This is a genomic window from Streptomyces sp. NPDC040589 (assembly GCF_055594445.1).
On sequence record NZ_JBVIWP010000001.1, the window covers coordinates 640,400 to 666,528 of the forward strand.

Here is a 26,129-nt window from a genome sequence, read left to right on the forward strand (position 1 = left end):
GGGGTCGGGCAGTCCTGGCTCGCGGGGCGGTCACCGTGAGGGGGACGGCGGTGCGTGGGCCGAGGCCCTGGTGAGCTTGCGCGTCGCGTGGACGAGGAGGGCCAGAGCTCCCGCTCCGCAGGCGAGGGTGGGCACACTGCCGGCGCCCCAGAGGCTGACGAGGGTCTCCACGGGGGTGCCCAGGAAGCCGAGACCGGGGAGGCGGGCGATGAAGACCGTGGCGAGGGCGGTTGCCTGGACCGTCGCCGTCGCGGTGAGGACCACGGCCGGGGCGTAGGCGAACCCATGGGTGGCGAGGAGGCGGGCGATGAAGAGGAGGGCGCCCAGGGCGAGGGCCTCCGCGTAGCCCGCGGGCTCGTCGAGGACTGCCGCGCAGAGGGCGAGCAGGGCGGTCAGTGTGCCCAGGAAGAGGACGATCGTGCCGAGCAGGAGCGGTCGTACGGCGGCGGCGAAGTCCTCGAGGCCGCGGCTTGCCGTGAGCCTGCGGCGGCCACGCGCGGTGAAGAGGTGGGCGATCCAGGCCGCGGGCGCGCAGGCCAGGGCGAGGGCCAGGACCGGGGCGACGGTGAGGGGCCAGGGGCCGTCTGCCGTGCCGGTGGGCAGACCGTCGGGGCCGCCGGTGACGGCGCTGTGGAGCAGGCCGTTGCCCAGGAGGGAGTAGGCGATGAGCCAGGAGATCCGGAGGGTGCTTCCGGCGGGGGCGGTGCGGTCGGTCCGGCTCAGGGGGCCTCGGCGGAGGGCCGCGCGGAGGGCCAGGCCCACGGCGAGGACGCCTGCCGCTGCGGCGAACAGGCGCGAGCGACCGTGGGTGAGGTGCGCGGCGGCCACGGCGGCGGCGCACAGAGCGCCCGGCAGGAGCGTCAGGAGGACCCAGTCCGCACGCGCCCGGGGAGCGGCGGGCTCCGGGGTCGCGGGCGCGTCTCCGTCTCGGGTGACTCGCGCGTACATCTCCTCGGCGAGGGAGAAGACGTCCCGGTGGCGGAAGCGGGCCGCGGTCCGCTCGGTGATGCCGTGCGCTTCCAGCCCCGCCGCGATCTCGAGGGGGTCCACCGCGCGTTCGCAGAGTTCCCGGTGACGGTGCATCAGCGCCTTCACGGGGTCGGCGGCACCGCGGCGCGGGGAGGGCAGCCTGCGGTCGGCGGCCGGTTCCTGTGTCACGGACGGCTCGCGGTCGGCGGCCGGTTCCGGGGCCGGTGAGGCCGTGGAGGCCGTGGTCGTGGAGCCGGGTGCCTGCTCCGCGGGGGCATCCGCTGCTCCCGGGCCGGCCGGTGTTCCAGGACGGTCCAGTGCGCCCAAGTCGTTCATCGCGCTCTCTCCGGGGCGGGGACGGGAGTGGTGGCTCGTACGGGACTGCCTCCGGTCCAGCCGGGGCCGCCGCGGGCGGCGAGGCCGGGGGTCGGGGCGGCCCAGCGGACCGGGACGCGGGCCTCGGCGGGCACCGCGAAGGGCAGCGGCGCCCCCGCCGCGTCGAGGACGACACGGCGGACGGGAGCGCGTGAGACGATCTCCAGGTAAATGCCGTGAAATGCCTCGATGTTCTGCTCGACCGTGAACAGTTCGAGGGCACGGGCCCGGGCGGCGGCGCCCAGACGCTCACGGCGCTCCGGGTCGCGCAGCAGCGCGACACACGCCTCGGCGAGCGCTCGGGGGTTGCGCGGCGGTACGACCAGCCCCGTGCCGCCGATGACCTCCACGACCGCGCCGACGTCCGTCGACACCGTCGCGCGCCCGCAGAGCATGGCCTCGACAAGGCCGGTCGGGAAGCCCTCGACGACGCTGGACAGGACGGCCACGGCACCCGAGGCGTAGGCGTCGGCGGCGGCCGGGAGGTCCGGCCCGCCGACCTCCTCGAACGACACCGGGTTGTGGCCGGCGGCGTGCGGGCCCTCGGCCTCGTCGGGGAAGAGCTGGGCGGCCAGCGCCCTGCAGTGGGCGAGATAGGCCGCGCCCTCGGTGCCGGCGGGGGCTCCGACGATGCGCAGGCGCGTCCTCGGCTGCTGTTTGCGGACCTCGGCGAAGGCGTGCAGCAGCGAGACCAGGTCCTTGGCGGGCTCGACGCGGCCGACCCAGACGAGCGCGTCCGGGTCGGCGCACTCCGCGGACTCGCCCACCTGCGCGAAGGGCCGGGCGTCCATGCCGGGGTAGACCGTGCGGAGCTTCTCGCGGTCGGCACCGCAGCGCTCCTGCCAGCGGCGGGCGTGCGTGTTGCCGGCGGTGACGACCTCGGCCGCTCCGTAGGCCTCGGCGGCGAGTCTGCCGTGGAAGGCCGCCAGCAGGGACCGTACGGCGGGCGGGGCGTCGGGGGCGGTGAGGTAGTGCGTCCGCAGGCGCACGCCGTACTCGGTCACGAGCAGGGGGACGCCGATGAAGTGGCGGGCCAGCAGGCCCGGCAGGGCGGCCGGGCCGCCGGACGCGGCGTGGCAGAGGTCGACCGCGCCGAGTCCGTCCTCCTCGTACCAGTCGAGGGAGAGGGGGCGCAGCGCGCGGTCGAGGTACGCGGCCACGGCGAGCAGATCCGGGACCCGGGCCTCACGCACGGCACGGTGGGCGCCGGGCGCACGACAGGCGCGTTCCAGGGCGCGGACGGCGGCCTCGGAGCGGAGAGCGCCGGCGAGGCCACCCTCCTCACGGGCGAGTTCGGCGAGGCCGTACAGAGCGTTGGCGAAACGGTCCGCCTCAGGGGTCGACGCACCCCCGGCCTGCGAGTTCTCCCCAGAGGTCGACGGGCGCCCGGAGAACGACGCGCCCTCCGCGACCGGCGCACTCCCGGACGCCCCGCACAGCACAGCGGCCAGTTCGCCGAAGCACTCGGTGAACCGCCGACGCGCACGGCGCCCCAGGACGACTCCGTCCTCCTCGGTCATCCACAGCGGCGCGGTGCGCACCCTGCGGACGTTCGGCGACAGCGGGGTCCAGCCCTCGTCCTCCTGGTGTTCACTGCGACTGAGCGCGTAGACGTCGAACTCGTGCTGTGCGAGCCCACGCACCAGCCGGTCGCACCAGAGCCTGGCGTCACCGCTCACATACGGATAGCCACCCTCCGTAAGCAGTCCGATGCGCACGTGTGCACCCCCGATCTCCCGTATGGGGAGCCGCCGTTGCCCGGCGGCTCGCAGCGGGACGAACGTATGCGGTCCAGGCGGTGGTGCGACGGACGGTTGTCCGTCGCACCACCAAAAGGGGTGAACGGTCGTAACTTTCCCGTGCGGGTCGCGTTCTGTCGCGCTAGGAGATCAAGCGGACACGGATCGTCATGCCGCGGCCAACTCCCGTCGCTCCGCACGGCGTCGCGCGGCGGCCTCCGGGTCGAGCGCCGGCACGGCGGCCAGCAGCTGCCTGGTGTACGGCTCTTGTGGCGACCCGTACACCTCGGCGACGGGTCCCTCCTCGACGATCCCGCCCTCCCGCATCACCGCGACCCGGTCGCTGACCTGGCGTACGACGGCCAGGTCGTGCGCGACGAAGACCAGCGCGAGGCCGAGTTCGCGCTGCAACTCCCCCAGCAGGTCGACCACATGCGCCTGGGTGGTGACGTCGAGGGCCGAGACCGGCTCGTCGCAGACGATGACCCGCGGGTCGGCCGCGAGCGCCCGCGCGATCCCGATGCGCTGGCGCTGGCCGCCGCTGAACTCGTGCGGGTAGCGGTCGTGGTGCGCCGCTTCGAGCCCCACGCGCTCCAGCAGTTCCGCCACGCGCTCCTGGATGCGCCCCTCCTCGGACTCGCCCCGCGCCCGGAGCGGATCGGCGATGGACTCGCCCACGGTACGGCGGGGGTTGAGGGAGGAGACGGGGTCCTGGAAGACCATCTGCACGGCCGGGTTCACCCCGGTGTGCGCGCGGCCCTCGAACCTCAGCGATCCGGCCGTCGGCTCCAGCAGCCCGACGAGCATGCGCCCCAGGGTCGTCTTCCCGCTGCCGCTCTCGCCCACGATGCCGAGCGTCTCACCGCGCCGCAGGGTCAGCGACACCTCGTCCACGGCCGTGAACGCCCGCTTTCCGCGACCGAACACGCGCTTCAGCCCGGTCGCCTCCAGCACGACCTCCTCATGCGCCGACGAGGCTTTCCGGGGCGCGTCCAGCCGTGGCACCGCGGCCAGCAGTTCCCGGGTGTACGGCTGGGCCGGCGCGCCCAGCACACCCGACACCGGGCCGTGCTCGACCGCCCGCCCGTGCCGCATCACCAGCACCTCGTCGACGCTCTCGGCGGCGACGCCCACGTCGTGGGTGACGAGCAGCAGGCCCATGCCGGTCTCCTCGCGCAGCGTGTGCAGCAGGTCGAGGACCTGGGCCTGGACGGTGACATCGAGGGCGGTCGTCGGCTCGTCGGCGATCAGCAGGCGGGGCTCGCACGCGAGCGCCATGGCGATCAGGGCGCGCTGACGCATACCGCCGCTGAACTCGTGCGGCCGGGAACGGGACCGCCGGGCCGCGTCCGCGATGCCCACCCGGTCGAGGACCTCGACGGCACGCGCGCGTGCCGCCCGCCGGGACACCCGCGCGTGGGCGCGGTACACCTCCGCGATCTGGTCACCGATCGCGTAGTACGGGTCGAGGGAGGACAGCGGATCCTGGAACACCATCGCGGCCTGGCCTCCACGCAGCCGCCGCAGCTCCTCGTCGGAGGCCCGCTGTACGTCGGTGCCGGCCACCTCGACCGAGCCCCCGACCCGCGCTCCCGTGCCGCGGTGCAGGCCGAGCAGGGCGGACGCCACGGTCGACTTGCCGGAGCCGGACTCGCCGACCAGGGCCAGGGCGGCGCCCTGTTCCAGGCGGAAGGAGAGTCCGTCGACGGCACGCAGCTCGCCGAAGTCCACGCTCAGGTCGGTCACGTCGACCAGGCTCATGTCAGCACCACCCGTCGGTCGGCCACCGCGTACAGCACGTCGGCGACGGCGTTGGCGAGGACCACGAAGAAACCGATGACCAGGACCGTGCCGACCACGACCGGCAGGTCGACGACCTTGACGGCATGGACGAGTTCCTGTCCGATGCCGGGCAGGCCGAAGAGCGTCTCGGTGAGCACCGCGCCGCCGATCGCCGACCCGACGTTGTTGGCGTTCAGCGCGATGACCGGCGCGAACGCCCCGCGCAACGCGTGCCGTCCGACGATCGACCGTTCGCCGACGCCGTACGCGCGGAAGGTGCGGATGTGGTCCTCGGCCAGCGTCTCCAGCATCGACGCCCGGGTCAGCCGGGCGAACGCGGCGGCCTCGATGAGGGCCAGTGACAGCCAGGGGAGCACCAGGTTCCACGCCCACTGTTCGGGGTCGTCGCCGAGGGCGACGTACTGCGGGAAGGGCAGCAACTGCAGCTCCCCGCAGACGACGATCATCAGGACCAGGCCGATGACGAAGACCGGGGTGGCGGTGCCGGCGAGGGTGATGCCGGTCAGCACCCGCTCGGAGAACCGGCCGCGCCGCCAGGCGGAGAGCACGCCGGTGCCGACGCCGAGGAGCAGCCAGAGCACCATCGCGCCGGACACCAGGGACAGACTGACCGGGAGCTTTGCCCAGATCAGCTGCGTGACCTGCTGGTCGCTCTGGTACGACAGGCCGAGGCAGGGCGCGGAGCAGTGCTGCACGGACGTACCCGTCGAGTAGTCCTGGCCGGCGACGAGCCCTTGCAGGAAGTGCCAGTACCGCGCGAACAACGGGTCGTCCAGGTTCAGCTGCCGGGCGACCTGGTCCACCTGTTCCGGTGAGCAGCGCGGGCCGCAGGTGATCTGGGCGACGTTGCCGGGAGTGACGTAGAAGACGACGTAGACGATCACCGAGATGGCGAGGAGGGTGACCGCGGCGCCGACGGCCCGGCGCAGGACGAAGCCGGTGAGACCGTTCATGCCGCACCTCCCCCGGCGGCCTTCGAGTCACGCCCGCGCTCCTCGGCCGCCCTCGACTCCCGCTTCCGCCCCGTCCCGATGCGCAGTCGTGAGGCCGCGCGCGGGTCGAGCGCGGTGCGCACGCCGTCGCCGAGGACGGTCAGGGCCAGCACCGTCACGAACAGCGCGCCCGCGGGCAGCAGCAGGTACTGCGGGGCAGCCTGGTACCAGACGTCGGCGGCGGTGAGCATCTGTCCCCAGGAGGGCGTCGGCGGCTTCACGCCGACGCCGAGGAAGGACAGCGCGGCCTCGACGGTGATGTTCGACGGGACGAGCAGCGCGGCGTACGTGATGACGGGCGCGGCGATCCCGGGCAGCAGCTCGCGGCGAGCGATGCTCCAGGTGCCCCAGCCGCTGAGCCGGGCGGCGGAGACGTGGTCGAGTTCCTTGAGGGTGAGCGTCTGCGCGCGCACGATCCGGGCGATGTTGCCCCAGCCGATCAGGCCGATGACGAGCGCGACCAGCACGGGCCGCGGGAAGCTCGACGGCACGATCGCGAGCAGCGCCAACGACATGATCATGAGCGGCATCGCGACGATGATGTCCGTGAACCGGCTCAACAGTTGATCAACCCATCGCTTCCCGAGCGCGGCCGCGACCCCCATGGTGATCCCGATGGCGACCTGCACGACGGTCGCCGCCAGCGCCACGCCCAGCGAAACCCGCGCACCGTACGTCAGCCGGGCGAACAGGTCGCGTCCGGTCTGCGGTTCGACGCCGAGCCAGTGGTCGGCGCTCATGCCGCCGAGCGACCCGATGGGCACGCCCCCGCGCGCGGAGTCCACCAGGGAGGGGTGGTAGGTGGTCGGGTCCTGGCCCTCCAGTGCCGTGAGCAGAGGTGCGGCCAGCGCGACCAGGACGAGCAGCGCGACGACGACCGCTGCGACGAGGGCGGCGCGCTGCGTCCGCAGCCGCCGCCAGAACTGACGGGCCCCCGAGGCCCCCGGAGCGGACACTCCGGGGGCCTCGACGGCGAGAACTGCCTCGCTCACGGCGCTACTTCACCGCGACCTGGGAGATGTCCAGCACACCGGTCCAGTCACTGATCACGATGTTCTTGACGTCCTCGCCGTACAGGCGCTTGTAGACGGGGTGGAACAGCGGGACGGTCAGGGCCTTCTCGCCGATCTTCTTGTCCAGTGCACCCCACCGCTTGGCGGCCTGGTCAAGATCCGTCAACTTGTTGATCGCGTCAATCTCGGCATTGACCGACTTGTCGTTCAGCAGGCCCGTGTTGAAGTTGGCGCCGTCCTTGACGATCTGCCGGCCGTCGAAGATCGGGGCGAGGAACGGACCGCCGGAGGGCCAGTCGGCACCCCAGTGGGCGAGGAAGAAGCCCGGCTCGGTCTTCACGTTGTGGATCTTGTCGGAGTAGTCGTTCTCCTCCAGGCCCTGCAGCTTGACCGTGACGCCGGCCTTCTTGAGCGCGTCCTGGATCGCCGTCGCGATCTCCGGGCTGGTCTCGAAGTCCTTGGCGTTGGAGTGCGTCAGCGTGATGGTGAGACCGTTCGGGTGGCCGGCCTCCTTCAGCAGTTCCTTGGCCTTCTGCGGGTCGCCGCCCTTGCCCGCCGGGAACAGGTCGTACGGCGTGTGGCCGAAGGACTTCTGGTCGGGCAGGAAGGTGGTCGCGGGCTCGGCGAGCGCCGAACCGCCGGCGGCGTTGACCACGGACGACCGGTCGATGGCGTACGAGATCGCCTGCCGCACCTTGGCGTTGTCGAACGGCTTGATGGTCAGGTTGAACGCGATGTAGTTGGTGTAGCCGAAGTGCCCCGTGCCGACGCGAGCCGCCAGCTCCTTGTCACCGGTCACCTTGGCGAGCTCGGCCGGACCGAGGTTGGTGTCCGTGGTGACGGCGGCGGCGTCCGCTCCCTGTGACGCGGACAGCCGCTGGTTGATCACGGACGAGTCGAGCCCGGACCGTACGTCGATCTTGTCCGGGTAGGCCTTGCGTTCGGCGTCGGTCGAGGCGGACCAGTGCGTATTGCGCTCCAGGGTCAGCCGCTCACCGTCGTTCTCGTTCCTCACGACCTTGTACGGCCCGGAGGAGACCGGGTGCTCCTCGTACTTCGTTCCCGTGTCCTTGCTCTTCGGGACGGGCGTGAACTGCGTCTGCGTGGCCAGGTACGGGAACTCGCCCTCGGGCTTGTTCAGATGGAAGACGATGGTCCGCTCGTCCGGCGTCTCGATCGCGTCGAGGCCCTTCTTGTCCTTGTACGGGCCCTGGTAGCCGGCGGCTCCGACCAGCCAGTCCCGCAGATAGGGGGCGCCGCCCGACAGCTCGGGGGCGAAGGAGCGCTCGATGCCGTACTTGATGTCGGCCGAGGTGATCGGGGTGCCGTCCTCGTACTTGAGGCCCTTCTTCAGGGTGAACGTCCACACCGTCGCGTCCTTGCTGGGGCGCCCGGTGTCGGTGGCGAGGTCGGGGACGACCTCGGTGCCGGCGGCGCCGTCCTCGCGGTTGCGGGTGGTGAGCGTACGGAAGACCAGGGACGGGACGTTTCCGCCGCCGGAGGTGTACAGGCGTGCCGGGTCGAAGTCCTGCTGGGGGTTGGCGTTCAGGACCGTGAGGGTGCCGCCCTTGTGGGGCGTGGAGTCGCCGCCGGCGCCCTTGGCATCGTTGTCCTCAGGCCCGCAGGCGGCGGCGCCCGCTGCCAGGACCAGGCTGACGGATGCCGCGGCCACGCGGCGCGCTGTGACGGACGGTTGGCGCATCGGAATGACGACCTCTCGATGATGTCTCGGATCGCGAGACGAGATGACGAAGGGTGAGACGAAGAAAATCAGACGTCTGCCCGGCGCCGGGTCGTCGAAGAAGCCGTGGCCGAAGAAGCCGTGACCGGGTCACGGAGGGCATGGGTTTTCGCGACGCGCGCCTGGGGCGGGCGTCAGCAACAGTGAATGTCGGCCACGCAGAGCGGAGTCACGCCGATGAGCGCCAGCTCGATGGCGGCGCGAACGGAGGCGGGACGGGGCGACATGCGCAGAAATATGTACGACTTTTCTGCGCATGTCAACGCGCGGTACGGGCCAACCCCTGTGATGCCTGTCAATTCCCGGGGTAGGCCCAGGGGTTGGGACGACAGCGAATGCCGTCATGGTTCAGGAACTTGGTCTGCTGCTGCATGACCGGGGCGAGGTCGCCGTCCTTGTCGCAGGTCACGTGGTCGTTGCCGAGGCGGTGCCCGACCTCGTGGTTGATCAGCATCTGCCGGTAGGCGTGGATCTTGTCGCCGTACGTCGGCGAACCCTGCGCCCACCGGTAGGCGTTGATCATCACGCGCTCGGTCGCGGCCGAGTCGCAGGAGACGTTGTCCACGGTGGTGTCCAGGCCGGACTTGGCACACCAGTCGGCGGTCGTGCCGGGGCTGGCGAGAGTGATCACGAAGTCGGGCTTGCCGGAGTAGATGCGCTCGAAGGTGTGCGCGCCGTTGTGGGCCCAGCTGCGCTGGTCGTTGAGCGTCTTCTGCACGGCCTCGGCGAAGAGCTCGCCGTCCAGCCCGAGTCCCTGCTCCACGTCCACGCGGTAGGTGTGCTTCTGCCCCGTACCGGGCGCCTTCGCGATTCCGGGGACGGCGTCGAACTTCCCCGAGCCCTTGAGCTTGGCGCCGAGCGGGTACGTCCTGGCCATCTTCTGGTCGTACGTGAGCGGCTTCGCGTCGGAGTCCGGGGCGGGGCTCTGCCCGCCCCCGTGGGGCGCGGAGCCCCGGAGGTCGCGGGCCTGGTCGGTGGCGGACTGCGACTGCACGTCGGCACCGCCCTGGTCGTCGGCGACCTGGCCGGCGACGATCACGGCCAGCACGGTGGTGACGGCGGCGGCCGCGATGCCGGTGAAGGTACGGCCCTTGCCGCCCTTGGCCGGCGCGGGCGCGCCGGTGGGCTCCGCGTCGTCGTGGTCACGGTCGCGGTCCTGGTCGTGGTCACGGTCGTCGAAGGGGGTGTCGGCCGGGGTGCCCGCACTCCAGTCCGTGACGGAGGCGTAGGCGTCCGCCGCGTGGGCGGAGGCGGCCGTACGAGGCGCGAAGACGTCGTCCCGTACGCCGAACACGTCGTCCCGTTCACCGAAGGCGTCGTCCCGTTCACCGAAGGCGTCGAGGTACTCCTGTCGCGGCCCGGGCACGGACGCGCGCCGCTGCCGCGGTATGGGAGCGGCGCCCCGGCCGTTCTCCCTCAACTCTCCCCAGCCGCCGCCGGGTTCCCGCTGCTCGGGGTGGCCTCCACGGGCCGGGGGGAAGCCGTGCGCGGGGGTGCCGTCGGGCAGCCGCGGCACGCCGCGCCCCGGGGCGCCGTCCGGACTCCATCCGTCCGGCAGCTGCGGCATCCCGTACGGCGGCGTGCCGGAACCCGGCGCGGACCCGGACCCCGGCGCGGGCCGCGGCCCCGGCGTACGGCGAGGGCCCGCGCCCTGCGCCGGCCAGCCGCCCTGCCCGGCGCCGGGCGATGCCGGCCTGCCTCCCGGGCTCGAGTCCGGTGCCTGGCTCTGCCCTGGTCTCTCTCCCTGCGCCGACCCGGCCCGGTTGTCCCGTACTGCGGTCGCGTCCGCGGTGTCGCCCTTGGCGACGGCCCCGCGGCGGCTGTGGCGTCCCACGTCGCGCCTCAGCCCCCCATGCTCTCGTCGGTGCTTTCACTGTCGACGGCGTCACCCCGGGCCCGCCGTGCCCGCCGTATGCCCAACTCTCCCGAATCCTCGAGGAGTTCACGAAACGCCAGGGCCACCGTCTCCGGGTACTCCATCATGGCCACGTGCCCCGCGTCCGGCAACGTCACCAGCCGCGAGTCGCGAAAGGCCCGGGCCGCCTTCTGGGCCATGCGGAAGCCGACCAGTTGGTCACGGCCACCGTAGACGAGGAGGGTCGGCGCGAGAACGCGCTCGGCCTGGCGCCACAACCCCTGCTGGCCGCCCAGGGTGTACGCGTTGACTATCCCACGCGCGGACCGCGCCATCGCGTCCCAGAAGTATGGCAGCCGCAGCCGCCGCTCCATCTCCTGCACGGCGTTGCGGAAACCTTCCGGCGTCACCATGCCCGGATCCCCATAACACAGCGCCATCACACCGCGGACCCGCTGCTCCGCCGTCCAGGCGCGGGTGAGCCGGGTGAAGAGCAGGGCGACACCGGGCACCGCCAGCAGCCCCGTGGGCACGGCGGAGCGCTGCACGCGGATTTCCGGCAGGGCAGGCGACACGAGCGTGAGCGTACGGACGAGATCGGGCCGTACCGCTGCGACACGGGTGGTGATGGCGCCACCGAGCGAGTTCCCGAACAGGTGCACGGGACCGCGCCCGGAGGCGTCGAGGTAACGGATGACCGCGCGCGCGTGTCCCGTGACGGAGTAGTCGCCGTCGTCCGGTGGCGGGGAGTCGCCGAAGCCCGGCAGATCGACGGCCTCGCTGTCGACGACCTCCTCCAGCAGCGGCATCATCGCCGACCAGTTCTGCGAGGAACCGCCGAGCCCGTGCACGTACAGGGCGGGAGGCAGCCCCTCGCGCGCGGGTGGTCGCGAGCGCACCGTCAGCGAGACCCCGGGCAGCTCGACCGACCGCAGCCGCTCGCCCTCCGCGACCCTGACGCCCCCCACCTTCGGCAGCACATTGGCGGGCGGCACGAACGGCAGCTCGGTCGAAGACATGCGGCAATGTTACGAGACGATCACGCAGTGGCTCATGTGTTCGCCTGTGTTCGCCGTCACAAGAATCGGACAGGAGCAGTTCAGGGGATGCGCACTGCGTCACACCCCGGACGCGGATCGCATAGCGTCCGGATCGGGTGTCTCCTAGGCTCGTACAGAGGGCACCCGCGTGTGGCCCCTGCATCCTCAGGGACGTTCGTAGGAAGGGAGCCCAACATGGCCGTAGACCCCACCGACCCCGAGACATTCGAGGCCGAGGACGCGCCGGAGGCGCAGGAATACGACGTCGAGGCCCCCGAGGTCGACGCGGCCGAACAGCACGCGGACCTCGCGCCGTACCGCGACGATCCACTGACCGGCGTCGACCCGGACCGCGCCAACGAGGCCGACCTGGCGGAGCAGGCCCGGGTCGTCTCCCTCGACGAGGACGACTACCGGTGACAGCCCCCACCGGGGGCGGCGAACAGCGCCAGTAACAGGAATGAGGCTGCGTTTTGCCCGCTCTGCCCCTGTTTGAAACCTTCGCAACCGCTTTCGCGACCGTCCGGTCCGTGAAATTCTGCGCTCTCACCGCGCACACCACGGTTACCGAAAAGTACGATGGCGACGCGGCCAGATCCGCACGTGGACGACTATGGGAGGCGGCGTGACAGCCATCGAGCAGACAGAGGCGGTTCGCCCGCGGGGCACACGCCTGCCACGCCGTGCCCGACGCAACCAGCTCCTGGGAGCCGCCCAGGAGGTCTTCGTGGCCCAGGGCTATCACGCGGCGGCGATGGACGACATCGCCGAGCGCGCGGGCGTCAGCAAGCCGGTGCTCTACCAGCACTTCCCGGGCAAGCTCGACCTCTATCTCGCACTGCTCGACCAGCACTGCGAGTCGCTCATCCAGTCCGTGCGCCACGCGCTCGCCTCGACGACGGACAACAAGCAGCGCGTCCGGGCGACGATGGACGCGTACTTCGCGTACGTCGAGGACGACGGCGGTGCCTTCCGCCTGGTCTTCGAGTCGGACCTGACCAACGAGCCCGCCGTGCGCGAGCGCGTCGACAAGGTCACCAACGAGTGCGCGGAGGCGATCTGCGAGGTCATCGCCGAGGACACCGGCCTGTCACAGGCGGAGTCGATGCTGCTCGCCTCGGGCCTTGGCGGCCTCGCCCAGGTCGTCGCGCGGTCCTGGCTGCACAGCGACCGCAGCGTGCCCCGCGATCAGGCGGTGCAGCTGCTGACCTCGCTGGCGTGGCGCGGCATCGCGGGCTTCCCGCTGCACGGGACCGATCACCACTGACGGGCGCTTTGTTCCCGCCCGATGTTCGCTCGTGGCGTTCTCGGGCGGGAACTGTACGTCCCCTCGCCGGGCTAATGTGTGCTGCGTACGGCGCGGAAGGTCGCGCACATCACTGACCGTCGGAGGGACATAGCCGTGGAGGTCAAGATCGGCGTGCAGCACGCGCCCCGCGAGATCGTTCTGGAGAGCGGTCAGAGCCCCGAGGAGGTCGAGCGCGTCGTGGCCGAGGCACTGGCCGGAAAGTCGCAGCTGCTGAGCCTCGTGGACGAACACGGCCGCAAGATCCTGGTCCCGGCCGACCGTCTCGCGTACGTCGAGATCGGCGAGCCGGCCCCGCGCAAGGTGGGCTTCGGCGCGCTGTAGGCGCGTGAGTGGAGCGGGGGGGGGGGGGGGGGGGGGGGGGGACACCCCCCCCCCCCCCCCCCCCGCTCGCGTTCTCCGGGTCCCCGTGCGGCACCTGGGTTCCTCCACGGATGGAGCACAGAGCGCCCACAGAAAGGGATTGGATTCCGCAGGTCAGGGGTAAGACGGGCTACGACCGATTTGGGCAGCCGGCCATGTGGGAGGGACCCCGACATGCTCCTGGAAGCGTTGAGCTCCGCGATCCTCGGCCTGGCTCTGGCCTGGGCGGCCACACAACGCCTGTCGCACCGGCTCCCGGCCCGCCCCCTGGTCCTGTCGACCGGTGTCGCCGGAGCCCTCTTCGGAGCCTTCGTCATGCACAGCGCGCTGGAGGCCGGGCATCTGCTGCTGGTCCTGCTCGGCGCGGTGATCGTCTCCGTGGCCTCGCTGTCGCTGCTGCTGCGCCCGGCGGGACGCCACCTGCGCCGACGATCAGCCACGGCGTAGCCGGAGCCGTCAGGGGCGGCGGGGGACCACGCCCCTGAAAGGGGCGCGGGGAACTGCGCGACCAGCCACCGGCGGCCCGCAGCCTCCCCACAGCCCGCGCAAGCGCGCACCGCGCTCATGCCGACAGCCGCGACGCAGCCGAAACCACCCCTGGCGGAACGCTACGCGGCCAGCCCCAGCGCGGCCATCCGCTTGGTGTGGGCCTCGGTGATCCGGGAGAACATCTTGCCGACCTCGGCGAGGTCGAAGCCGTCCGCGACGCCGCCCACCAGCATGGTCGACAGCGCGTCCCGGTCGGCGACCACCCGCTGGGACTGCGACAGGGCCTCGCCCATCAGCCGCCGCGCCCACAGCGCGAGCCGCCCGCCCACCCGCGGATCGGCGTCGATGGCGGCACGCACCTTCTCCACGGCGAAGCCGCCGTGGCCGGTGTCGTCGAGCACGGCCAGCACCAGGTCGCGGGAGTCGGAGTCCAGGCGGGCGGCGACCTCCCGGTAGAAGTCGCTGGCGATGGAGTCACCGACGTACGCCTTGACGAGCCCCTCCAGCCAGTCCGAGGGGGCCGTCTGCTTGTGGAATCCGTCGTAGGCGCCGACGAAGGGCTCCATCGCCCGCGTCGGCTCCTCCCCGATCTCGGCGAGCCGGTCGCGCAGCCTCTCGAAGTGGTGGAACTCGGCCGACGCCATCTTCGCCAGCTCCGCCTTGTCCGCCAGCGTCGGTGCCAGCTTGGCGTCCTCCGCGAGCCGCTCGAACGCCGCCAGCTCCCCGTACGCGAGCGCGCCGAGCAGGTCCACGACAGCGGCGCGGTACTGCGGGTCGGCGGAGGCCGTCGCCCAGTCCCGGGCGGCGACTCCGGTGTGTTCGGCCGGGGTGGCGGTGGCGTCCGAGGCGTTCTCAGGCTTGTCAGAGCTCGTCATGAAGCGCACAATAGCTCGCCCGCCGGAAGGCGTAAGGCCCTGGTCAATCACTGTGACAACGGCTACGTGACCAAATCGGCCATCGCATGTGCGGGAATCCGGGGTATGGTGGTAATGCGCCTGCTGGTACTTCGACGTACCTCGACAGGCCGCACGTATGAGGATGCCCGGTCGGTGGCCCGATCGGCTCCGACCCGACAGACCTCCGCGTCCGTACGGCACTGTGCGTACGGAGCCCGGAGGGACACCCTCAGCGGTACGAGCGCTAGAGCGTCGACAGTGGTCCCGTGCCCAACGGCACCGCCGCAAGGCCGCCGACGTCCCCGGCACGGTCCGTACACGACCCCCGCGCTCGCCTCGCACCGCCCCACACAGAAGAGGCAGCACCCTGACTACGACGTTCCGAGAGCTCGGAATCCTTCCCGAGACCGCCGAGGCCCTTGAGGCCGTCGGCATCACCACCCCCTTCCCCATCCAGGAGCTGACGCTGCCCGTGGCCCTCACGGGCACGGACGTCATCGGCCAGGCCAAGACCGGCACCGGCAAGACGCTGGGCTTCGGCCTCCCGCTCCTCGAGCGCGTCACCGTTCCCGCCGATGTCGAGGCCGGACGCGCCAAGCCCGAGGACCTCACCGACACCCCGCAGGCCCTCGTCGTCGTCCCCACGCGCGAGCTGTGCCAGCAGGTGACCAACGACCTCCTGACGGCCGGCAAGGCCCGCAACGTGCGCGTGACGGCGATCTACGGCGGCCGGGCCTACGAGCCCCAGGTCGAGGCCCTGAAGAAGGGCGTCGATGTGGTCATCGGCACCCCGGGCCGGCTGCTCGACCTCGCCGGGCAGAAGAAGCTGAACCTGAAGCACGTCAAGTGCCTGGTCCTCGACGAGGCCGACGAGATGCTCGACCTGGGCTTCCTGCCCGACGTCGAGAAGATCATCAACATGCTTCCGGTCCGGCGCCAGACGATGCTGTTCTCGGCGACCATGCCGGGCGCGGTCATCGGCCTGGCCCGCCGCTACATGTCGCAGCCCACGCACATCCGCGCCACGGCGCCGGACGACGCGGGCGCGACGGTCGCGAACACCAAACAGTTCATCTACCGCGCGCACAACATGGACAAGCCGGAGATGGTCGCGCGCATCCTGCAGGCCGACGGCCGCGGGCTGGTGATGGTCTTCTGCCGGACGAAGCGGACGGCGGCGGATCTCGCCGACCAGCTGAAGCAGCGCGGCTTCGCCTCCGGCGCGGTCCACGGCGACCTCGGCCAGGGCGCCCGCGAGCAGGCCCTGCGCGCCTTCCGCAACGGCAAGGTGGACGTGCTCGTCTGCACCGACGTCGCCGCCCGCGGCATCGACGTCGAGGGCGTGACCCACGTCATCAACTACCAGTCGCCGGAAGAGGAGAAGACGTACCTGCACCGCATCGGCCGTACGGGCCGCGCGGGTGCGAAGGGTACGGCGATCACGCTCGTCGACTGGGACGACATCCCGCGCTGGCAGCTGATCAACAAGGCGCTGGAGCTGGGCTTCAACGACCCGCCGGAGACGTACTCCACATCCCCGCACCTCTTCTCCGACCTCGGCATCCCCGAGGGCACGAAGGGCGTCCTGCCGCGCTCGGAGCGCACGCGCGCCGGGCTGGACGCGGAGGAGCTCGAGGACCTGGGCGAGCCGGGCGGCCGGGCGCCGCGCGGGCGCGGCGGCCGAAGCGGCCGCGGCGGCCGGGAAGAGTCCCGGCCGGCCGAGCGCGAGCGCTCCGAGCGCACGCCGCGACGCCGCCGCCGTACGCGCGGCGGAGCGCCGCTGGGCTCGGCACCCGAGTCCGCCGGCACCGGCGCACCGGACACCAAGGCCGCCGGCGGCACCGCCGAGGCGGACGCCGTCACGGCTCCGCGCACCCCACGTCGCCGCCGCCGCACCCGCGGTGGTGCCCAGGCCGAGTCGGCGCCGGTGACGGCCGTCGAGTCCGCCCCGTCCGAGCAGGCGGCTGACGCCGTGGCGACGGCGGAGGGCACGAACGCGGAGACGCCGGAGGCGGCGAAGCCGCGCCGACGCCGTACGCGCCAGTCGGAGACGCCGGTGGAGACGCCGGTGGAGACGCCGGTGGTGGAGACCGAGGCCGCGGTGACGCCGTCGGCCACGGAGTCCGCGGCCGTCGCAGACGATGCCCCGGTGACCGCACCGCCCGAGGCCTCCGCCACCACGCCGCGTCGCCGCACCCGCAAGAGCACGGCGGCGTCCACTGCCGAGCAGGCCGTCGACACGGCCGAGGGGACCACCGCGTCCGTCGCGGAGCCGGCGGAGACGAAGCCGCGGCGTACCCGCAAGACCGCGGCGAAGGCCGAGGCCCCCGCCGAGCAGGCCGGGACCACGGAGCCCAAGCCGCGCCGCACCCGCAAGGCCGCGTCAGCGGCCGAAGCCGCCGTGGACACGGCAGAGGCCGCCGAGGCGAAGCCGAGGCGTACGCGCAAGGCGACGGCAGCGGCGGAAGGCACCGTCGATGTGGCCGAGGCCACGGAAACCAAGCCCCGTCGCACGCGCAAGGCCGCAGCCACGGCCGAAGCCGCCGTCGACACGGCGGAGGCCACGGAGCCCAAGCCGCGCCGCACGCGCAAGGCCGCAGCCACGGCCGAGACCGCCGTCGACACGGCCGAGGCCACGGAAACCAAGCCGCGCCGCACGCGCAAGACCGCAGCCACGGCCGAGACCGCCGTCGACACGGCCGAGGCCACGGAAACCAAGCCGCGCCGCACGCGCAAGACCGCAGCCACAGCCGAGACCGCCGTCGACACGGCCGAGGGCGCGGAGGCCAAGCCGCGCCGCCGCACCCGCAAGGCCGCCGAGGCAGTCGAGACCGTCGCCGCCGGGATCCCGGCCCAGACGGCTCAGGAGCCCGAGGCCGTCGAGGCCAAGCCGCGCCGTGCCCGCAAGGCGGCGCCCAAGGCCGAGGCGAGCGCCGACACGGCCGAGGCGACCGAGGCGAAGCCGCGCCGCACGCGGAAGACCGCAGCGGCCGCTCCGGATGGCGAAGCCGCCGAGGCCAAGCCGCGCCGGACGCGGAAGACCGCGGCCACGGCCGAAGCCTCCGTCGACACGGCAGAGGGCACCGAGGCCAAGCCGCGCCGCCGCACCCGCAAGGCCGCCGAGGCAGTCGAGACCGTCACCGCCGGGATCCCGGCCCAGACGGCTCAGGAGCCCGAGGCAGCCAAGCCGCGCCGCACGCGGAAGACGGCCGCTGCCGCCACGGCCTCCGCCGAGGGCGGGGCCGAGGCGAAGCCCAGGACCCGCCGCACCCGCAAGGCCACGGCCACCGCGGAGCCCACGGAGGGCTGACACTCCGCCCGACGGCCCGGTCCCACCCAGGTGGGGCCGGGCCGTCGGCGTTCACGTGCCCGCACTCCACCCACCGGAGAGCGCATCCCACCCGCTACCCTCGCCCCGTGAGCAGGCAAGCCACCTTCACCCCGCCACCCGGCGCCCGTGCGTACTCCCTGAGCACGGCCCGCGGTGAGTTCGCCGTGGTCGACTCGTCGCCGAAGGCGAGCGCGGAGGTCAGGGGAATCGTCCTGATGCTGCCCGGATTCACCGGGAGCAAGGAGGACTTCAGCCTGCTCCACGAGCCGCTCGTAGAGCGCGGGTACCGGCTCGTCGCCGTGGACGGACGGGGGCAGCACGAGTCGGACGGGCCGGTGGCCGACGAATCCGCCTACGCCCAGCGGGAACTGGCCCGGGACGTGCTCGCACAGGCCGAGGCGGTCGGCGTTCCCCTGCACCTCGTCGGGCACTCGCTAGGCGGGCAGATCGCGCGTGCGGCCGTGCTGCTCGACCACACCCCTTTCCTCTCCCTCACCCTGGTCTCGTCCGGCCCGGCGGAGATCTCCGTCTCCCAGCAGCAGCGCGTGAAGCTGCTGCGGGACGCGCTCGCCGTCATGTCGATGGAGGAGGTGTGGGGGGCGATCCAGGCCATGGGGCCGCCGGAGGAGGTCGGCGGGCCCGCCCGCGGCATCGGTGACCAGGAGCAGTTGCGCCGGCGCTGGCTGGGCAACAAGCCCGCCCAGCTGCGCGCGACCGGCCACCAGTTGTGCACCGAGCCGGACCGCGTCGCCGAACTCGCCGCCGTACCGCTGCCGTTCCACGTCCTGTCGGGCGCGCGCGACGACACCTGGCCGGTGGCGATCCTCGACGACATGGCCCTGCGGCTGAACGCTCACCGCACGGTCATCACGGGAGCCGAGCACTCCCCCAACGCCGACCGGCCCCTGCCGATGGCCCGCGCCCTCGCCGACTTCTGGGACAGCGCCGAGAGGAACAGCGTCCAAAGGGGCTAGCTAGTACTGCGCCCGCAGATGCTCCCAGAAGCCGTCCCGCAGGGCGCGCCGCAGGTCGGCCTGCCCGCGCAGCGAGTACTGCAACAGGCCCTCCGCCTCCACGAGCAGGTCCTGGTCGACCGAACCGGGCAGATAGGGGTGCCCGTGCAGCAGCTCCCCCAGCGTCTCCCGGCCGCGTGCCGCCAGCCACTTCGCCGCGATCTGGGCCCCCACGAACCGCACGTCCTCGCGGGTCGGCCGGCCCGGGGTCGTCTCGTAGGCGGCGGTCGTGCGGCGGGAGACGTACGGCTTGAAGAAGTCGAGGTCGAGGGTGCGCTGGCTGTCGACCTCCCACAGCAGGGGTTCCGCCTGGTTGCGGCCCTCCGGCGCCTCGATGCCCCACAGGTGGACCCGGGCACCGTAGCCCTGCGCCGCCTCCACCGCCGACACAAGGTCCTCGTCGCCGCCGAGCAGGGCCGCGTCGCTGATGGCGCGGTGCCGGGCGAGTGACTCCAGGTCGGAGCGGATGAGCGAGTCGACGCCCTTCTGCTGGTTGTTGGCGTTCAGGTTGCCCAGTCGCACCTTGACGTCCGGCAGCTCCGCGATGGTCTGCTGTTCCGCCGTGTGGATGCGGCGGCGGGCGCCGTCGTACCAGTAGACCCGCAGCAGCCTGCTGTCCGCGAAGATCGTGCGGGCCTTGTCGATGAGCGCGTCGATCAGGCCCTCGGCGTCCAGGTCGAAGGCGCGGCGGTCCTCCGTACCGGCGACGAGCCGTCCCGCGGCCGCGTAGAGGTACCCGGCATCGACGAAGATCGCGTGGGTCGAGGGTGTCTTCGCCACCTCGGCGAGCATGCGCTGGAGCAGCTCGTTGGTGTGGTCGATGCGGGCGCTCAGGGCCGCGAGGTCATCGTTCATCGCCTCCATTGTCCCGGCGGTCACGCTGCGAACACAAATGGTCCCGGTCGGTCTCGTAACGACACTCTTACGGCTCGGTAATTAGCCGTTCGAAAAATTTCCTTAGCGTAGGGAATGTTTGAACCATGCAGTCCTGTTGACCCATATGGAACACCGGGCACCGGAGCCTCGTGGGCCGCCACACCAAGTAGTTCTCCTCAGGAGGATGACCAGACGAAGGGAGAAGCCCTTGCGCTTCGAAATCATGCACCTCGACGATGTCGACGGCACGCCCGTGGACACGACCGTCGTGGACGCCGCCTCCGTCAACCGGATCGTTCAGCAGGCCGCCGCCACCGGGCAGCGCCTCTGGATCCGCCCGGCCGGGACCACGGCCTCATAACGCGCGCAGCTCTCCCACACTTCGGAGCCCCCGCCCGGCATCGGCCGTGCGGGGGCTCCGCTGTTGCGGACCGCTGTGCCCCGGGGCGTACTGGCTGAGGGGCCCAGCGAGAGCGAACAGGACGGTGTGACATATGTCCGTGACGGGCCGGTCGAACGAGGAACTGCACGGCCAGGCGGCCGAGGCCGCGCGGCGGTACGAGGACTCCAGCGCGGAGCGGGAGCGGGTCGAAGGCCGGCTGGCGGCCGGAGTGCGGTTCCCGGACACCCCGGACGCGCTCGCCGTCCGCGCCGACCGGATCCTGGAGCGGGGCGGTCTGTCGCCCTCGGCGGTCGTGGCGGACATCCACGGCGAGGCCATGGACCTGCCCGACGCCAACGAACGCATCATCGACCTGTCCAACGAGCTCCAGGCCTGGAGCTTCCTGCCGCGCGGGGTCAGGGCCGGGGCCTCGGTCGCCCGGATCACCCTGCGCCGCGACGGCCGTGAGCTTCCGCACGGCACCGGTTTCCTGGTGTCGCCGCGGCTGATGCTGACCAACCACCACGTGCTGCCCGACGACGGCTTCGCCCGCCGGTGCTTCGCCGAGTTCAACGCCCAGGTCACGGTCGACAACGTCCCCGACACCGCCGTCCGCCTGGAACTCGACCCGGGGGCCTTCTTCGCCGCGGACCGACGGCTGGACTTCGCCCTGGTCGCGGTCACGCCCGCCCCGGACGGCCGCCCGCCGGGCGAGATCTTCGGCTGGAACCGGCTCAGCGTGCAGCTCGGCAAACTGGTGCTCGGCGAGAAGGTGAACATCATCGGTCACCCGGACGGGCGCCTCAAGGAGATCGTTCTGCGCGACAACGCGGTGCTGGTGCGGCTCGACGACTTCGTCCACTACCGAACCGACACCCGCCCCGGCAACTCCGGCTCCCCCGTCTTCAACGACCAGTGGGAGGTCGTGGCCCTGCACCACAGCGGTGTGCCGAAGAAGGACGACCAGGGCCGCGTCCTGCGGAAGGACGGACAGCCCTGGCACCAGGGCGACGGCGACGGCGCGATCGAGTGGGTCGCCAACGAGGGCGTCCGCATCAGCTCGGTCCTGAAACACCTGGCCGGGCTGGACCTCGACCCCGCGCGGCGTGCCCTGCTGACCGAGATGGGCCCGGACTCGGGCCTGGACCGGAGCGCGCCCGCGCTCACCTCGCCGGCGGTACCCGGCGTCACCCCCACGCCGCTCACCGCCACCCAGGTCACGGAGAGCGGGACGGACGCCCGCAAGCCCGAGTCCGGACGCCCGGCCCGGAGCACCGCCTTCGGCGGCCGCCGGCACCTGGTCTTCCTGCACGGCAGGGACCAACACGAGAAGCAGCCGGACGAACTCCGCCGGACCTGGGCCTCCGGCCTGAACCGCGGACTCACCCTCGCGTCCCTGCCTCCGATCGACCCGGAGGACGTGTGGTTCCCGTTCTACGGCACGAGACTGCACAGCCTCGTGACCGGCAGGGAGAGCACGGCCGAGGCCATCGGCCTGGACGAGGTGAGCGCCGCCGCTGCCGCCGAGGTCTTCGCGGGGGAGTCGCCCACGGGCTCCTACGAGCGACTGCTCTACGAGGCGGCCACCCGGGCCGGCATGCCCCAGAACGGTCCGGCGACCACGGAGGGCTTCGGGGCGGGCCTGGTCGGGGCCCTGCACCGGCCGCTCAGCTGGCTGGCCGCACGGTCCGACCTGGACGAGTGGACCATCGCCAGGTTCCTGCGGGACGTCGACCTGTACCTCGGCGACAGCGCCGTGCGGCAGTCCGTGCTGGACAGCGTCATGGAGACCATGCCGACCACCGGCGAACTGGTGCTGGTCACGCACAGCCTGGGCACGGTCGTAGGCCTGGACCTGCTGACCCGGCTTCCGGACGGTCTCGACCCGGTCCTGCTCGTCACCGCGGGCAGCCCGCTCGGCCTGGACGGCGTCAACGAACGGCTCCTCGCCCACGGCCCGCACCGGCCGCCCCGGGTGCGTGACTGGGTCAACGTCTGGTGCCCCACCGACGGGGTGGCCATCGGCTGCCCCCTGGAGGACGAGCGCTGGGGGAAGCTCACCCAGCTCGCCGTCTCCAACGGCCGCGACCGTGCGCACAAGATCGATGAGTATCTCGCCCACGCGGGAGCGGCCGGTGCGATCGGCGCGGTGCTCGGCCGGAGCTGACGCGCCGCCCCGTCAGCTCCCCTGGATCACCTGCGTGACGCCGTTGATGATCTGCTGCACGGCGATCGCGGAGAGCATCATGCCCGCGAGCCGTGTCACCAGGACCACACCGCCGTCCTTGATGATCCGGATGATCACCAGCGAGTAGCGCATCACCAGCCACAGCACGACATGGATGGCGAGGATCGCCGCCCACACGGACACCTGCGCGGCGGCACTGTGCGCCTTCTGCACGGCGAGGATGACCGACACGATCGCCCCGGGCCCGGCCAGCAACGGCATGCCCAGCGGCACGAGGGCGACGTTGACGTCCTTGGTCTGCTTCGGCTCGTCGGTCTTCCCGGTGAGCAGATCGAGCGCGATCAGCAGAAGCAGCAGCCCACCCGCGATCATCAACGCGGGCACGGAGACATGCAGATAGTTGAGGATCTGGTGCCCGAGCAGCCCGAACACGGTGATCACACCACCGGCGACACAGACGGCCTGAAAGGCCATCCGCTTCTGCACCTTGCCGGGCCGGCCGGCGGTGAGCGCGAGGAAGATCGGGGTGATCCCGGGGGGATCCATGATGACGAAGAGGGTCAGGAAGAGGGAGCCGAAGACGGCGAGTTCGAACATGGGTGTGATGGCCTTGCAGGGTCGATGAAACGCACGGTTGCCGCTGTGGGCAGGCGTTCCGCACGGAGGAACGGGTGGGCACGGCGGACAGCGCCGAGTGCCTGAAAACGGACCTACAGGAGAGAAACCTCAGACAGCTCCGCCGGCCCCGGGCACCGGAAACGCCCCGAAGGCCCGCCGAGTGATCTCCCCGTACACCTCGGGATCCGTCGTGTACTCCCCGAGCACACACGTCTTCCGACTGCCGTGATAGTCCGAGGACCCGGTCACCAGGAGCCCCAGCTCCTTCGCCAGCCCCCGCAGCCGCGCCCGCGTGTCCGCGTCGTGCTCCATGTGATCGACCTCGACGCCGTCCAGCCCGGCCGCGGCCATCTCGGCGATCGCGGCCTCCGGCACCGTACGCCCCCGCTTGCTCGCCGCGGGATGCGCGAACACCGCGACCCCGCCCGCGCCCTTGACCAGCCGGATCGCCTCGAAGGGGTCGGTCTCGTGCTTCTCGACGTAGGCCCGGCCGCCGTCGGCGAGCCAGTCCTCGGTGAAGGCGTCGTTCACGGTCGGCACCACACCCAGCTCGACGAGCGCGGTCGCCACATGCGGACGCCCGACGGACCCGTCACCGGCGATCCGCGCCACCTGCTCCCAGGTCACGGGCACGCCCAGCCCCTGAAGCTTGGCGATCATGCCCTGCGCCCGGGGCACCCGGTCGTCCCGCACCAGCTCGCGCTCGGCGAGCAGCGCCGGTTCCCCGGCATCGAAGAGGTAGGCCAGCATGTGCATGCTGACGCCGTCGAGCCGGCAGGAGAGCTCGGCCCCGGTGACCAGCGTCAGCCCCTCGGGCAGCGCACCGATCGCCTCGGCATGCCCGCGAGTGGTGTCGTGATCGGTGAGCGCGACGACATCCAGCCCCGCCGCGGCAGCCTTCCGCACCAGCTCGGCAGGGGTGTCCGTGCCATCGGAAGCGGTGGAGTGGGTGTGCAGATCGATACGCACGACACGGACTCCAGACACTGACGGGACGAACAGGGCTGCTCAAGGATAACCGGATTTTCAACGACCCCTGTCACACCCGAACCGGGGTAGCGCCCTTTACAAGCGCAGCGGCCCTACGGCTGGAGCAGGCGCGGCGACAATGCCCCGCACGGCACCAGCTCCACCTCCGCGCCCGCGTCCCGCACATCCGCCAAGACCAGCTCGTCGTACATCAGCAACCCGGACTGCTCAGGCCACACGACCGCCCACAGCCACATCCCGAGCGCCTCACCGGCGAACACCGCACGATCGTCCGGCGCACCGGTCACATGCCACAGCGGCGTCGGCCGCCCCGCGGCGAGCACCTTCGCCTGGGCCGGTTTCTCGACGTTCATGTGCGGCCCCGGGTCCGGACCGTCCAGGCCCGCGTACCGCGCGCCGAGACCGACACCCAGCTCCTCGGCCACCAGGATCAGCTCGCCCATCCCGCCGAGCGGCCCGGGCCCCGTACAGGCCACGGCTGTGGCGCGGCCACCCGTGCGGTCGTCCCCCGCGCAGGCCACGCCCGTGAACAGCCAGCCGACCGGCAGCGGCCAGGGCATCCACACCGGCACCTGAGTCCGGTGCACCACGACGTTGAGGGCGTCGACGCTCGGCGGTATCACGGGCTGCACCGGATGGACGGTGCCGTGCACATCGCACTGCCAGGAGTCGGAGAAGAGGCCGGGAGCCCTGACCCGGCCACCGCACTTCGGGCAACTGGGTTCGCCCCTCATAGGGCCCCACGGTCCTACCCCCGCCCCGCCGCGTCAAGGACGATCACCCAACCGGACGGAACCCTTCACCCCCGCACTAGATGTAGCTTGCATTAGTTAGCATGACTAACTTAGTATGTGTATATACCAACTACCTCGTCTCGGGAAAGGGAGCAAGCAATGGACCCCTTCGACGCCGGAGCGGGCGGCCTCCTCAAGCAGCCCAAGTCCGTGTGGGCGACCGCCGGAGCGTCGGTCGTCGCCTTCATGGGCATCGGACTCGTCGACCCGATCCTGCCGTCCATCGCCTCGGGCCTGAACGCCTCCGCCAGCCAGGTCTCCCTGCTGTTCACCTCGTACTTCCTCATCACCGCGATCGCGATGCTGGTCACCGGCTTCGTCTCCAGCCGCATCGGCGGCAAGAAGACCCTGCTGCTCGGCCTCGCCCTGGTGGTGGTCTTCGCGGGACTGTCGGGCACCTCCGGGTCCGTCGGCGAACTGGTCGGATTCCGGGCCGGCTGGGGGCTCGGCAACGCACTGTTCGTCTCGACGGCCCTCGCGGTCATCGTCGGAGCGGCCGCGGGCGGCAGCGCGGCGGCGATCCTGCTGTACGAGTCGGCCCTCGGCCTCGGCATGGCCTGCGGTCCACTGCTGGGCGCCCTGCTCGGTGACGCCAGCTGGCGCTACCCGTTCTTCGGTACGGCCTTCCTGATGGCCGTCGGCTTCCTGTGCATCGCGGTGTTCCTGAGGGAGCAGCCGAAGCCGGCCCGCAAGACCTCGCTCCTGGACCCGATCAAGGCCCTCGGCCACGGCGGCCTCGCCTCCGCTGCGGTCTCGGCGTTCTTCTACAACTACACGTTCTTCACCGTGCTGGCCTTCACCCCGTTCGTGCTGAACATGAGCCCGTACCGGTCGGGTGCGGTGTTCTTCGCCTGGGGTGTGCTGCTCGCCGTGTTCTCGGTGATCGTGGCGCCGCGCCTGCAGAAGCGGTTCGGCTCGCTGAAGGTGCTCGGCGGTTCACTGGTGCTGCTCGCGGCCGACGTGCTGGTGCTCGGCTACGGCGACCACACCACGGCCGTCGTCTGCACGATCCTGTCCGGTGCCTTCATCGGCGTGAACAACACCGTCTACACCGAGCTGGCCCTCGGCGTCTCGGACGCGCCCCGGCCGGTGGCGAGCGCGGGCTACAACTTCGTGCGCTGGTTCGCGGCGGCGGCGGCCCCGTTCTTCGCGCCGAAGATCGAGGAGTGGACCGATCTCCACATCCCGTTCGTGGTGGCGGCCGTCACGGCCGTGCTGGGCGCCGTGGTCGTGGTCGTACGCCGGAAGGCGCTTACCCACGAAGCCGAGGAGCTGGAGCCGAAGCACGCGACCGAGGACAGCGTCACCGTCTTCGCCGGCTGAGCCAACTGATGCTTTTCGGCCTTGGGTTGGTGA

Annotated in this window: 23 protein-coding genes; 9 read left to right on the forward strand and 14 right to left on the reverse strand. The window is 71.8% G+C overall.

All coding sequences use genetic code 11. The features are described 5' to 3' along the window. Window positions 1-30: 30 nt before the first annotated feature. The 9 genes from ACZ58V_RS02845 to ACZ58V_RS02885 all read right to left on the reverse strand — a co-directional run bounded on the left by ACZ58V_RS02845 (window position 31) and on the right by ACZ58V_RS02885 (window position 11,506). Window positions 31-1,305: a hypothetical protein gene (locus ACZ58V_RS02845; RefSeq protein WP_468187842.1), complete on the reverse strand. Its 1,275-nt coding sequence runs from the start codon at window positions 1,303-1,305 to the stop codon at window positions 31-33. Further along, entirely contained in the window at window positions 1,302-3,062 is a 1,761-nt protein-coding gene (locus ACZ58V_RS02850) for a DUF3492 domain-containing protein (RefSeq protein WP_471288009.1), read from the reverse strand. Before ACZ58V_RS02850 ends, ACZ58V_RS02845 begins: the two co-directional genes overlap by 4 nt. A gap of 189 nt (window positions 3,063-3,251) precedes the next feature. Continuing rightward, a complete protein-coding gene (locus tag ACZ58V_RS02855; protein ID WP_468187838.1) occupies window positions 3,252-4,844 on the reverse strand; it encodes a dipeptide ABC transporter ATP-binding protein in 1,593 nt (530 codons plus the stop codon). Then, window positions 4,841-5,839, reverse strand: coding sequence for an ABC transporter permease (locus tag ACZ58V_RS02860; protein ID WP_471288011.1), 999 nt, complete (start codon window positions 5,837-5,839; stop codon window positions 4,841-4,843). Before ACZ58V_RS02860 ends, ACZ58V_RS02855 begins: the two co-directional genes overlap by 4 nt. Further along, entirely contained in the window at window positions 5,836-6,870 is a 1,035-nt protein-coding gene (locus ACZ58V_RS02865; RefSeq protein ID WP_468187834.1) for an ABC transporter permease, read from the reverse strand. Before ACZ58V_RS02865 ends, ACZ58V_RS02860 begins: the two co-directional genes overlap by 4 nt. A gap of 4 nt (window positions 6,871-6,874) precedes the next feature. Beyond that, window positions 6,875-8,593 carry an ABC transporter substrate-binding protein gene (locus tag ACZ58V_RS02870; RefSeq protein ID WP_471288013.1) on the reverse strand — a complete coding sequence of 573 codons (1,719 nt, stop codon included), beginning with the start codon at window positions 8,591-8,593 and terminating at the stop codon, window positions 6,875-6,877. 173 nt (window positions 8,594-8,766) lie between these two features. After that, complete coding sequence (locus ACZ58V_RS02875; protein WP_310851085.1) at window positions 8,767-8,859, reverse strand: Ms4533A family Cys-rich leader peptide; 93 nt, start codon at window positions 8,857-8,859, stop codon at window positions 8,767-8,769. A gap of 68 nt (window positions 8,860-8,927) precedes the next feature. Further along, the gene (locus tag ACZ58V_RS02880) at window positions 8,928-10,466 is read right to left on the reverse strand and encodes a DUF3152 domain-containing protein (protein ID WP_471288015.1); all 1,539 of its coding nucleotides are present in this window, start codon (window positions 10,464-10,466) and stop codon (window positions 8,928-8,930) included. 8 nt (window positions 10,467-10,474) lie between these two features. Then, window positions 10,475-11,506, reverse strand: a complete 1,032-nt coding sequence (locus ACZ58V_RS02885; protein WP_468187828.1) for an alpha/beta fold hydrolase — start codon at window positions 11,504-11,506, stop codon at window positions 10,475-10,477. A gap of 216 nt (window positions 11,507-11,722) precedes the next feature. On the opposite strand from ACZ58V_RS02885, the gene ACZ58V_RS02890 reads away from it, so the two are divergent. The 4 genes from ACZ58V_RS02890 (at window position 11,723) to ACZ58V_RS02905 (ending at window position 13,643) form a co-directional block, all read left to right on the forward strand. Next, the gene (locus ACZ58V_RS02890) at window positions 11,723-11,947 is read left to right on the forward strand and encodes a hypothetical protein (RefSeq protein WP_468187826.1); all 225 of its coding nucleotides are present in this window, start codon (window positions 11,723-11,725) and stop codon (window positions 11,945-11,947) included. Between the two features lie 205 nt (window positions 11,948-12,152). Then, complete coding sequence (locus tag ACZ58V_RS02895) at window positions 12,153-12,794, forward strand: TetR/AcrR family transcriptional regulator (RefSeq protein WP_215118661.1); 642 nt, start codon at window positions 12,153-12,155, stop codon at window positions 12,792-12,794. A 135-nt stretch (window positions 12,795-12,929) separates the two neighbouring features. Further along, window positions 12,930-13,157, forward strand: a complete 228-nt coding sequence (locus ACZ58V_RS02900; protein ID WP_189723087.1) for a DUF3107 domain-containing protein — start codon at window positions 12,930-12,932, stop codon at window positions 13,155-13,157. A 213-nt stretch (window positions 13,158-13,370) separates the two neighbouring features. Then, window positions 13,371-13,643, forward strand: a complete 273-nt coding sequence (locus ACZ58V_RS02905) for a hypothetical protein (RefSeq protein ID WP_189723086.1) — start codon at window positions 13,371-13,373, stop codon at window positions 13,641-13,643. A 161-nt stretch (window positions 13,644-13,804) separates the two neighbouring features. On the opposite strand, the gene ACZ58V_RS02910 is transcribed toward ACZ58V_RS02905, so the two are convergent. Continuing rightward, window positions 13,805-14,560 (reverse strand): ferritin-like fold-containing protein, encoded by a 756-nt coding sequence (locus ACZ58V_RS02910; protein WP_468187823.1) that lies wholly within the window; start codon window positions 14,558-14,560, stop codon window positions 13,805-13,807. A gap of 481 nt (window positions 14,561-15,041) precedes the next feature. Between ACZ58V_RS02910 and ACZ58V_RS02915 the strand changes: the two genes are divergently transcribed. Further along, window positions 15,042-17,891, forward strand: coding sequence for a DEAD/DEAH box helicase (locus tag ACZ58V_RS02915; protein WP_471288727.1), 2,850 nt, complete (start codon window positions 15,042-15,044; stop codon window positions 17,889-17,891). A 107-nt stretch (window positions 17,892-17,998) separates the two neighbouring features. After that, a complete protein-coding gene (locus ACZ58V_RS02920; protein ID WP_471288017.1) occupies window positions 17,999-18,886 on the forward strand; it encodes an alpha/beta fold hydrolase in 888 nt (295 codons plus the stop codon). Here the strand turns inward: ACZ58V_RS02920 and ACZ58V_RS02925 are convergent, their stop codons facing one another. Next, window positions 18,887-19,780, reverse strand: coding sequence for an NYN domain-containing protein (locus ACZ58V_RS02925; protein WP_468187819.1), 894 nt, complete (start codon window positions 19,778-19,780; stop codon window positions 18,887-18,889). 229 nt (window positions 19,781-20,009) lie between these two features. Here ACZ58V_RS02925 and ACZ58V_RS02930 point away from each other — a divergent pair, with 229 nt between their 5' ends. Further along, on the forward strand, window positions 20,010-20,162 hold the full coding sequence (locus ACZ58V_RS02930; RefSeq protein WP_010047718.1) for a hypothetical protein: 153 nt from the start codon (window positions 20,010-20,012) through the stop codon (window positions 20,160-20,162). Window positions 20,163-20,295: 133 nt separating this feature from the next. Further along, window positions 20,296-22,350 carry a trypsin-like serine peptidase gene (locus tag ACZ58V_RS02935; protein ID WP_471288018.1) on the forward strand — a complete coding sequence of 685 codons (2,055 nt, stop codon included), beginning with the start codon at window positions 20,296-20,298 and terminating at the stop codon, window positions 22,348-22,350. Between the two features lie 12 nt (window positions 22,351-22,362). Here ACZ58V_RS02935 and ACZ58V_RS02940 read toward each other — a convergent pair whose 3' ends face one another. From ACZ58V_RS02940 to ACZ58V_RS02950, 3 genes are all read right to left on the reverse strand, one after another. Continuing rightward, window positions 22,363-22,968 (reverse strand): MarC family protein, encoded by a 606-nt coding sequence (locus tag ACZ58V_RS02940; protein WP_468187814.1) that lies wholly within the window; start codon window positions 22,966-22,968, stop codon window positions 22,363-22,365. Window positions 22,969-23,097: 129 nt separating this feature from the next. Continuing rightward, a complete protein-coding gene (locus ACZ58V_RS02945) occupies window positions 23,098-23,958 on the reverse strand; it encodes a PHP domain-containing protein (RefSeq protein WP_471288020.1) in 861 nt (286 codons plus the stop codon). Between the two features lie 113 nt (window positions 23,959-24,071). After that, on the reverse strand, window positions 24,072-24,713 hold the full coding sequence (locus tag ACZ58V_RS02950) for a DUF6758 family protein (RefSeq protein WP_468187810.1): 642 nt from the start codon (window positions 24,711-24,713) through the stop codon (window positions 24,072-24,074). 159 nt (window positions 24,714-24,872) lie between these two features. On the opposite strand from ACZ58V_RS02950, the gene ACZ58V_RS02955 reads away from it, so the two are divergent. Next, window positions 24,873-26,096, forward strand: a complete 1,224-nt coding sequence (locus ACZ58V_RS02955) for an MFS transporter (RefSeq protein ID WP_468187809.1) — start codon at window positions 24,873-24,875, stop codon at window positions 26,094-26,096. The last annotated feature ends 33 nt before the right edge of the window (window positions 26,097-26,129 follow it).

Excerpts from the sequence above, each read along its gene's own strand:
- ACZ58V_RS02845 (WP_468187842.1), bottom strand. The coding sequence starts at position 1,305 with ATGAACGACTTGGGCGCACTGGACCGTCCTGGAACACCGGCCGGCCCG.
- ACZ58V_RS02855 (WP_468187838.1), bottom strand. The coding sequence starts at position 4,844 with ATGAGCCTGGTCGACGTGACCGACCTGAGCGTGGACTTCGGCGAGCTG.
- ACZ58V_RS02860 (WP_471288011.1), bottom strand. The coding sequence starts at position 5,839 with ATGAACGGTCTCACCGGCTTCGTCCTGCGCCGGGCCGTCGGCGCCGCG.
- ACZ58V_RS02870 (WP_471288013.1), bottom strand. The coding sequence starts at position 8,593 with ATGCGCCAACCGTCCGTCACAGCGCGCCGCGTGGCCGCGGCATCCGTC.
- ACZ58V_RS02875 (WP_310851085.1), bottom strand. The coding sequence starts at position 8,859 with ATGTCGCCCCGTCCCGCCTCCGTTCGCGCCGCCATCGAGCTGGCGCTC.
- ACZ58V_RS02885 (WP_468187828.1), bottom strand. The coding sequence starts at position 11,506 with ATGTCTTCGACCGAGCTGCCGTTCGTGCCGCCCGCCAATGTGCTGCCG.
- ACZ58V_RS02890 (WP_468187826.1), top strand. The coding sequence starts at position 11,723 with ATGGCCGTAGACCCCACCGACCCCGAGACATTCGAGGCCGAGGACGCG.
- ACZ58V_RS02905 (WP_189723086.1), top strand. The coding sequence starts at position 13,371 with ATGCTCCTGGAAGCGTTGAGCTCCGCGATCCTCGGCCTGGCTCTGGCC.
- ACZ58V_RS02910 (WP_468187823.1), bottom strand. The coding sequence starts at position 14,560 with ATGACGAGCTCTGACAAGCCTGAGAACGCCTCGGACGCCACCGCCACC.
- ACZ58V_RS02925 (WP_468187819.1), bottom strand. The coding sequence starts at position 19,780 with ATGAACGATGACCTCGCGGCCCTGAGCGCCCGCATCGACCACACCAAC.
- ACZ58V_RS02935 (WP_471288018.1), top strand. The coding sequence starts at position 20,296 with ATGTCCGTGACGGGCCGGTCGAACGAGGAACTGCACGGCCAGGCGGCC.
- ACZ58V_RS02940 (WP_468187814.1), bottom strand. The coding sequence starts at position 22,968 with ATGTTCGAACTCGCCGTCTTCGGCTCCCTCTTCCTGACCCTCTTCGTC.
- ACZ58V_RS02950 (WP_468187810.1), bottom strand. The coding sequence starts at position 24,713 with ATGAGGGGCGAACCCAGTTGCCCGAAGTGCGGTGGCCGGGTCAGGGCT.
- ACZ58V_RS02955 (WP_468187809.1), top strand. The coding sequence starts at position 24,873 with ATGGACCCCTTCGACGCCGGAGCGGGCGGCCTCCTCAAGCAGCCCAAG.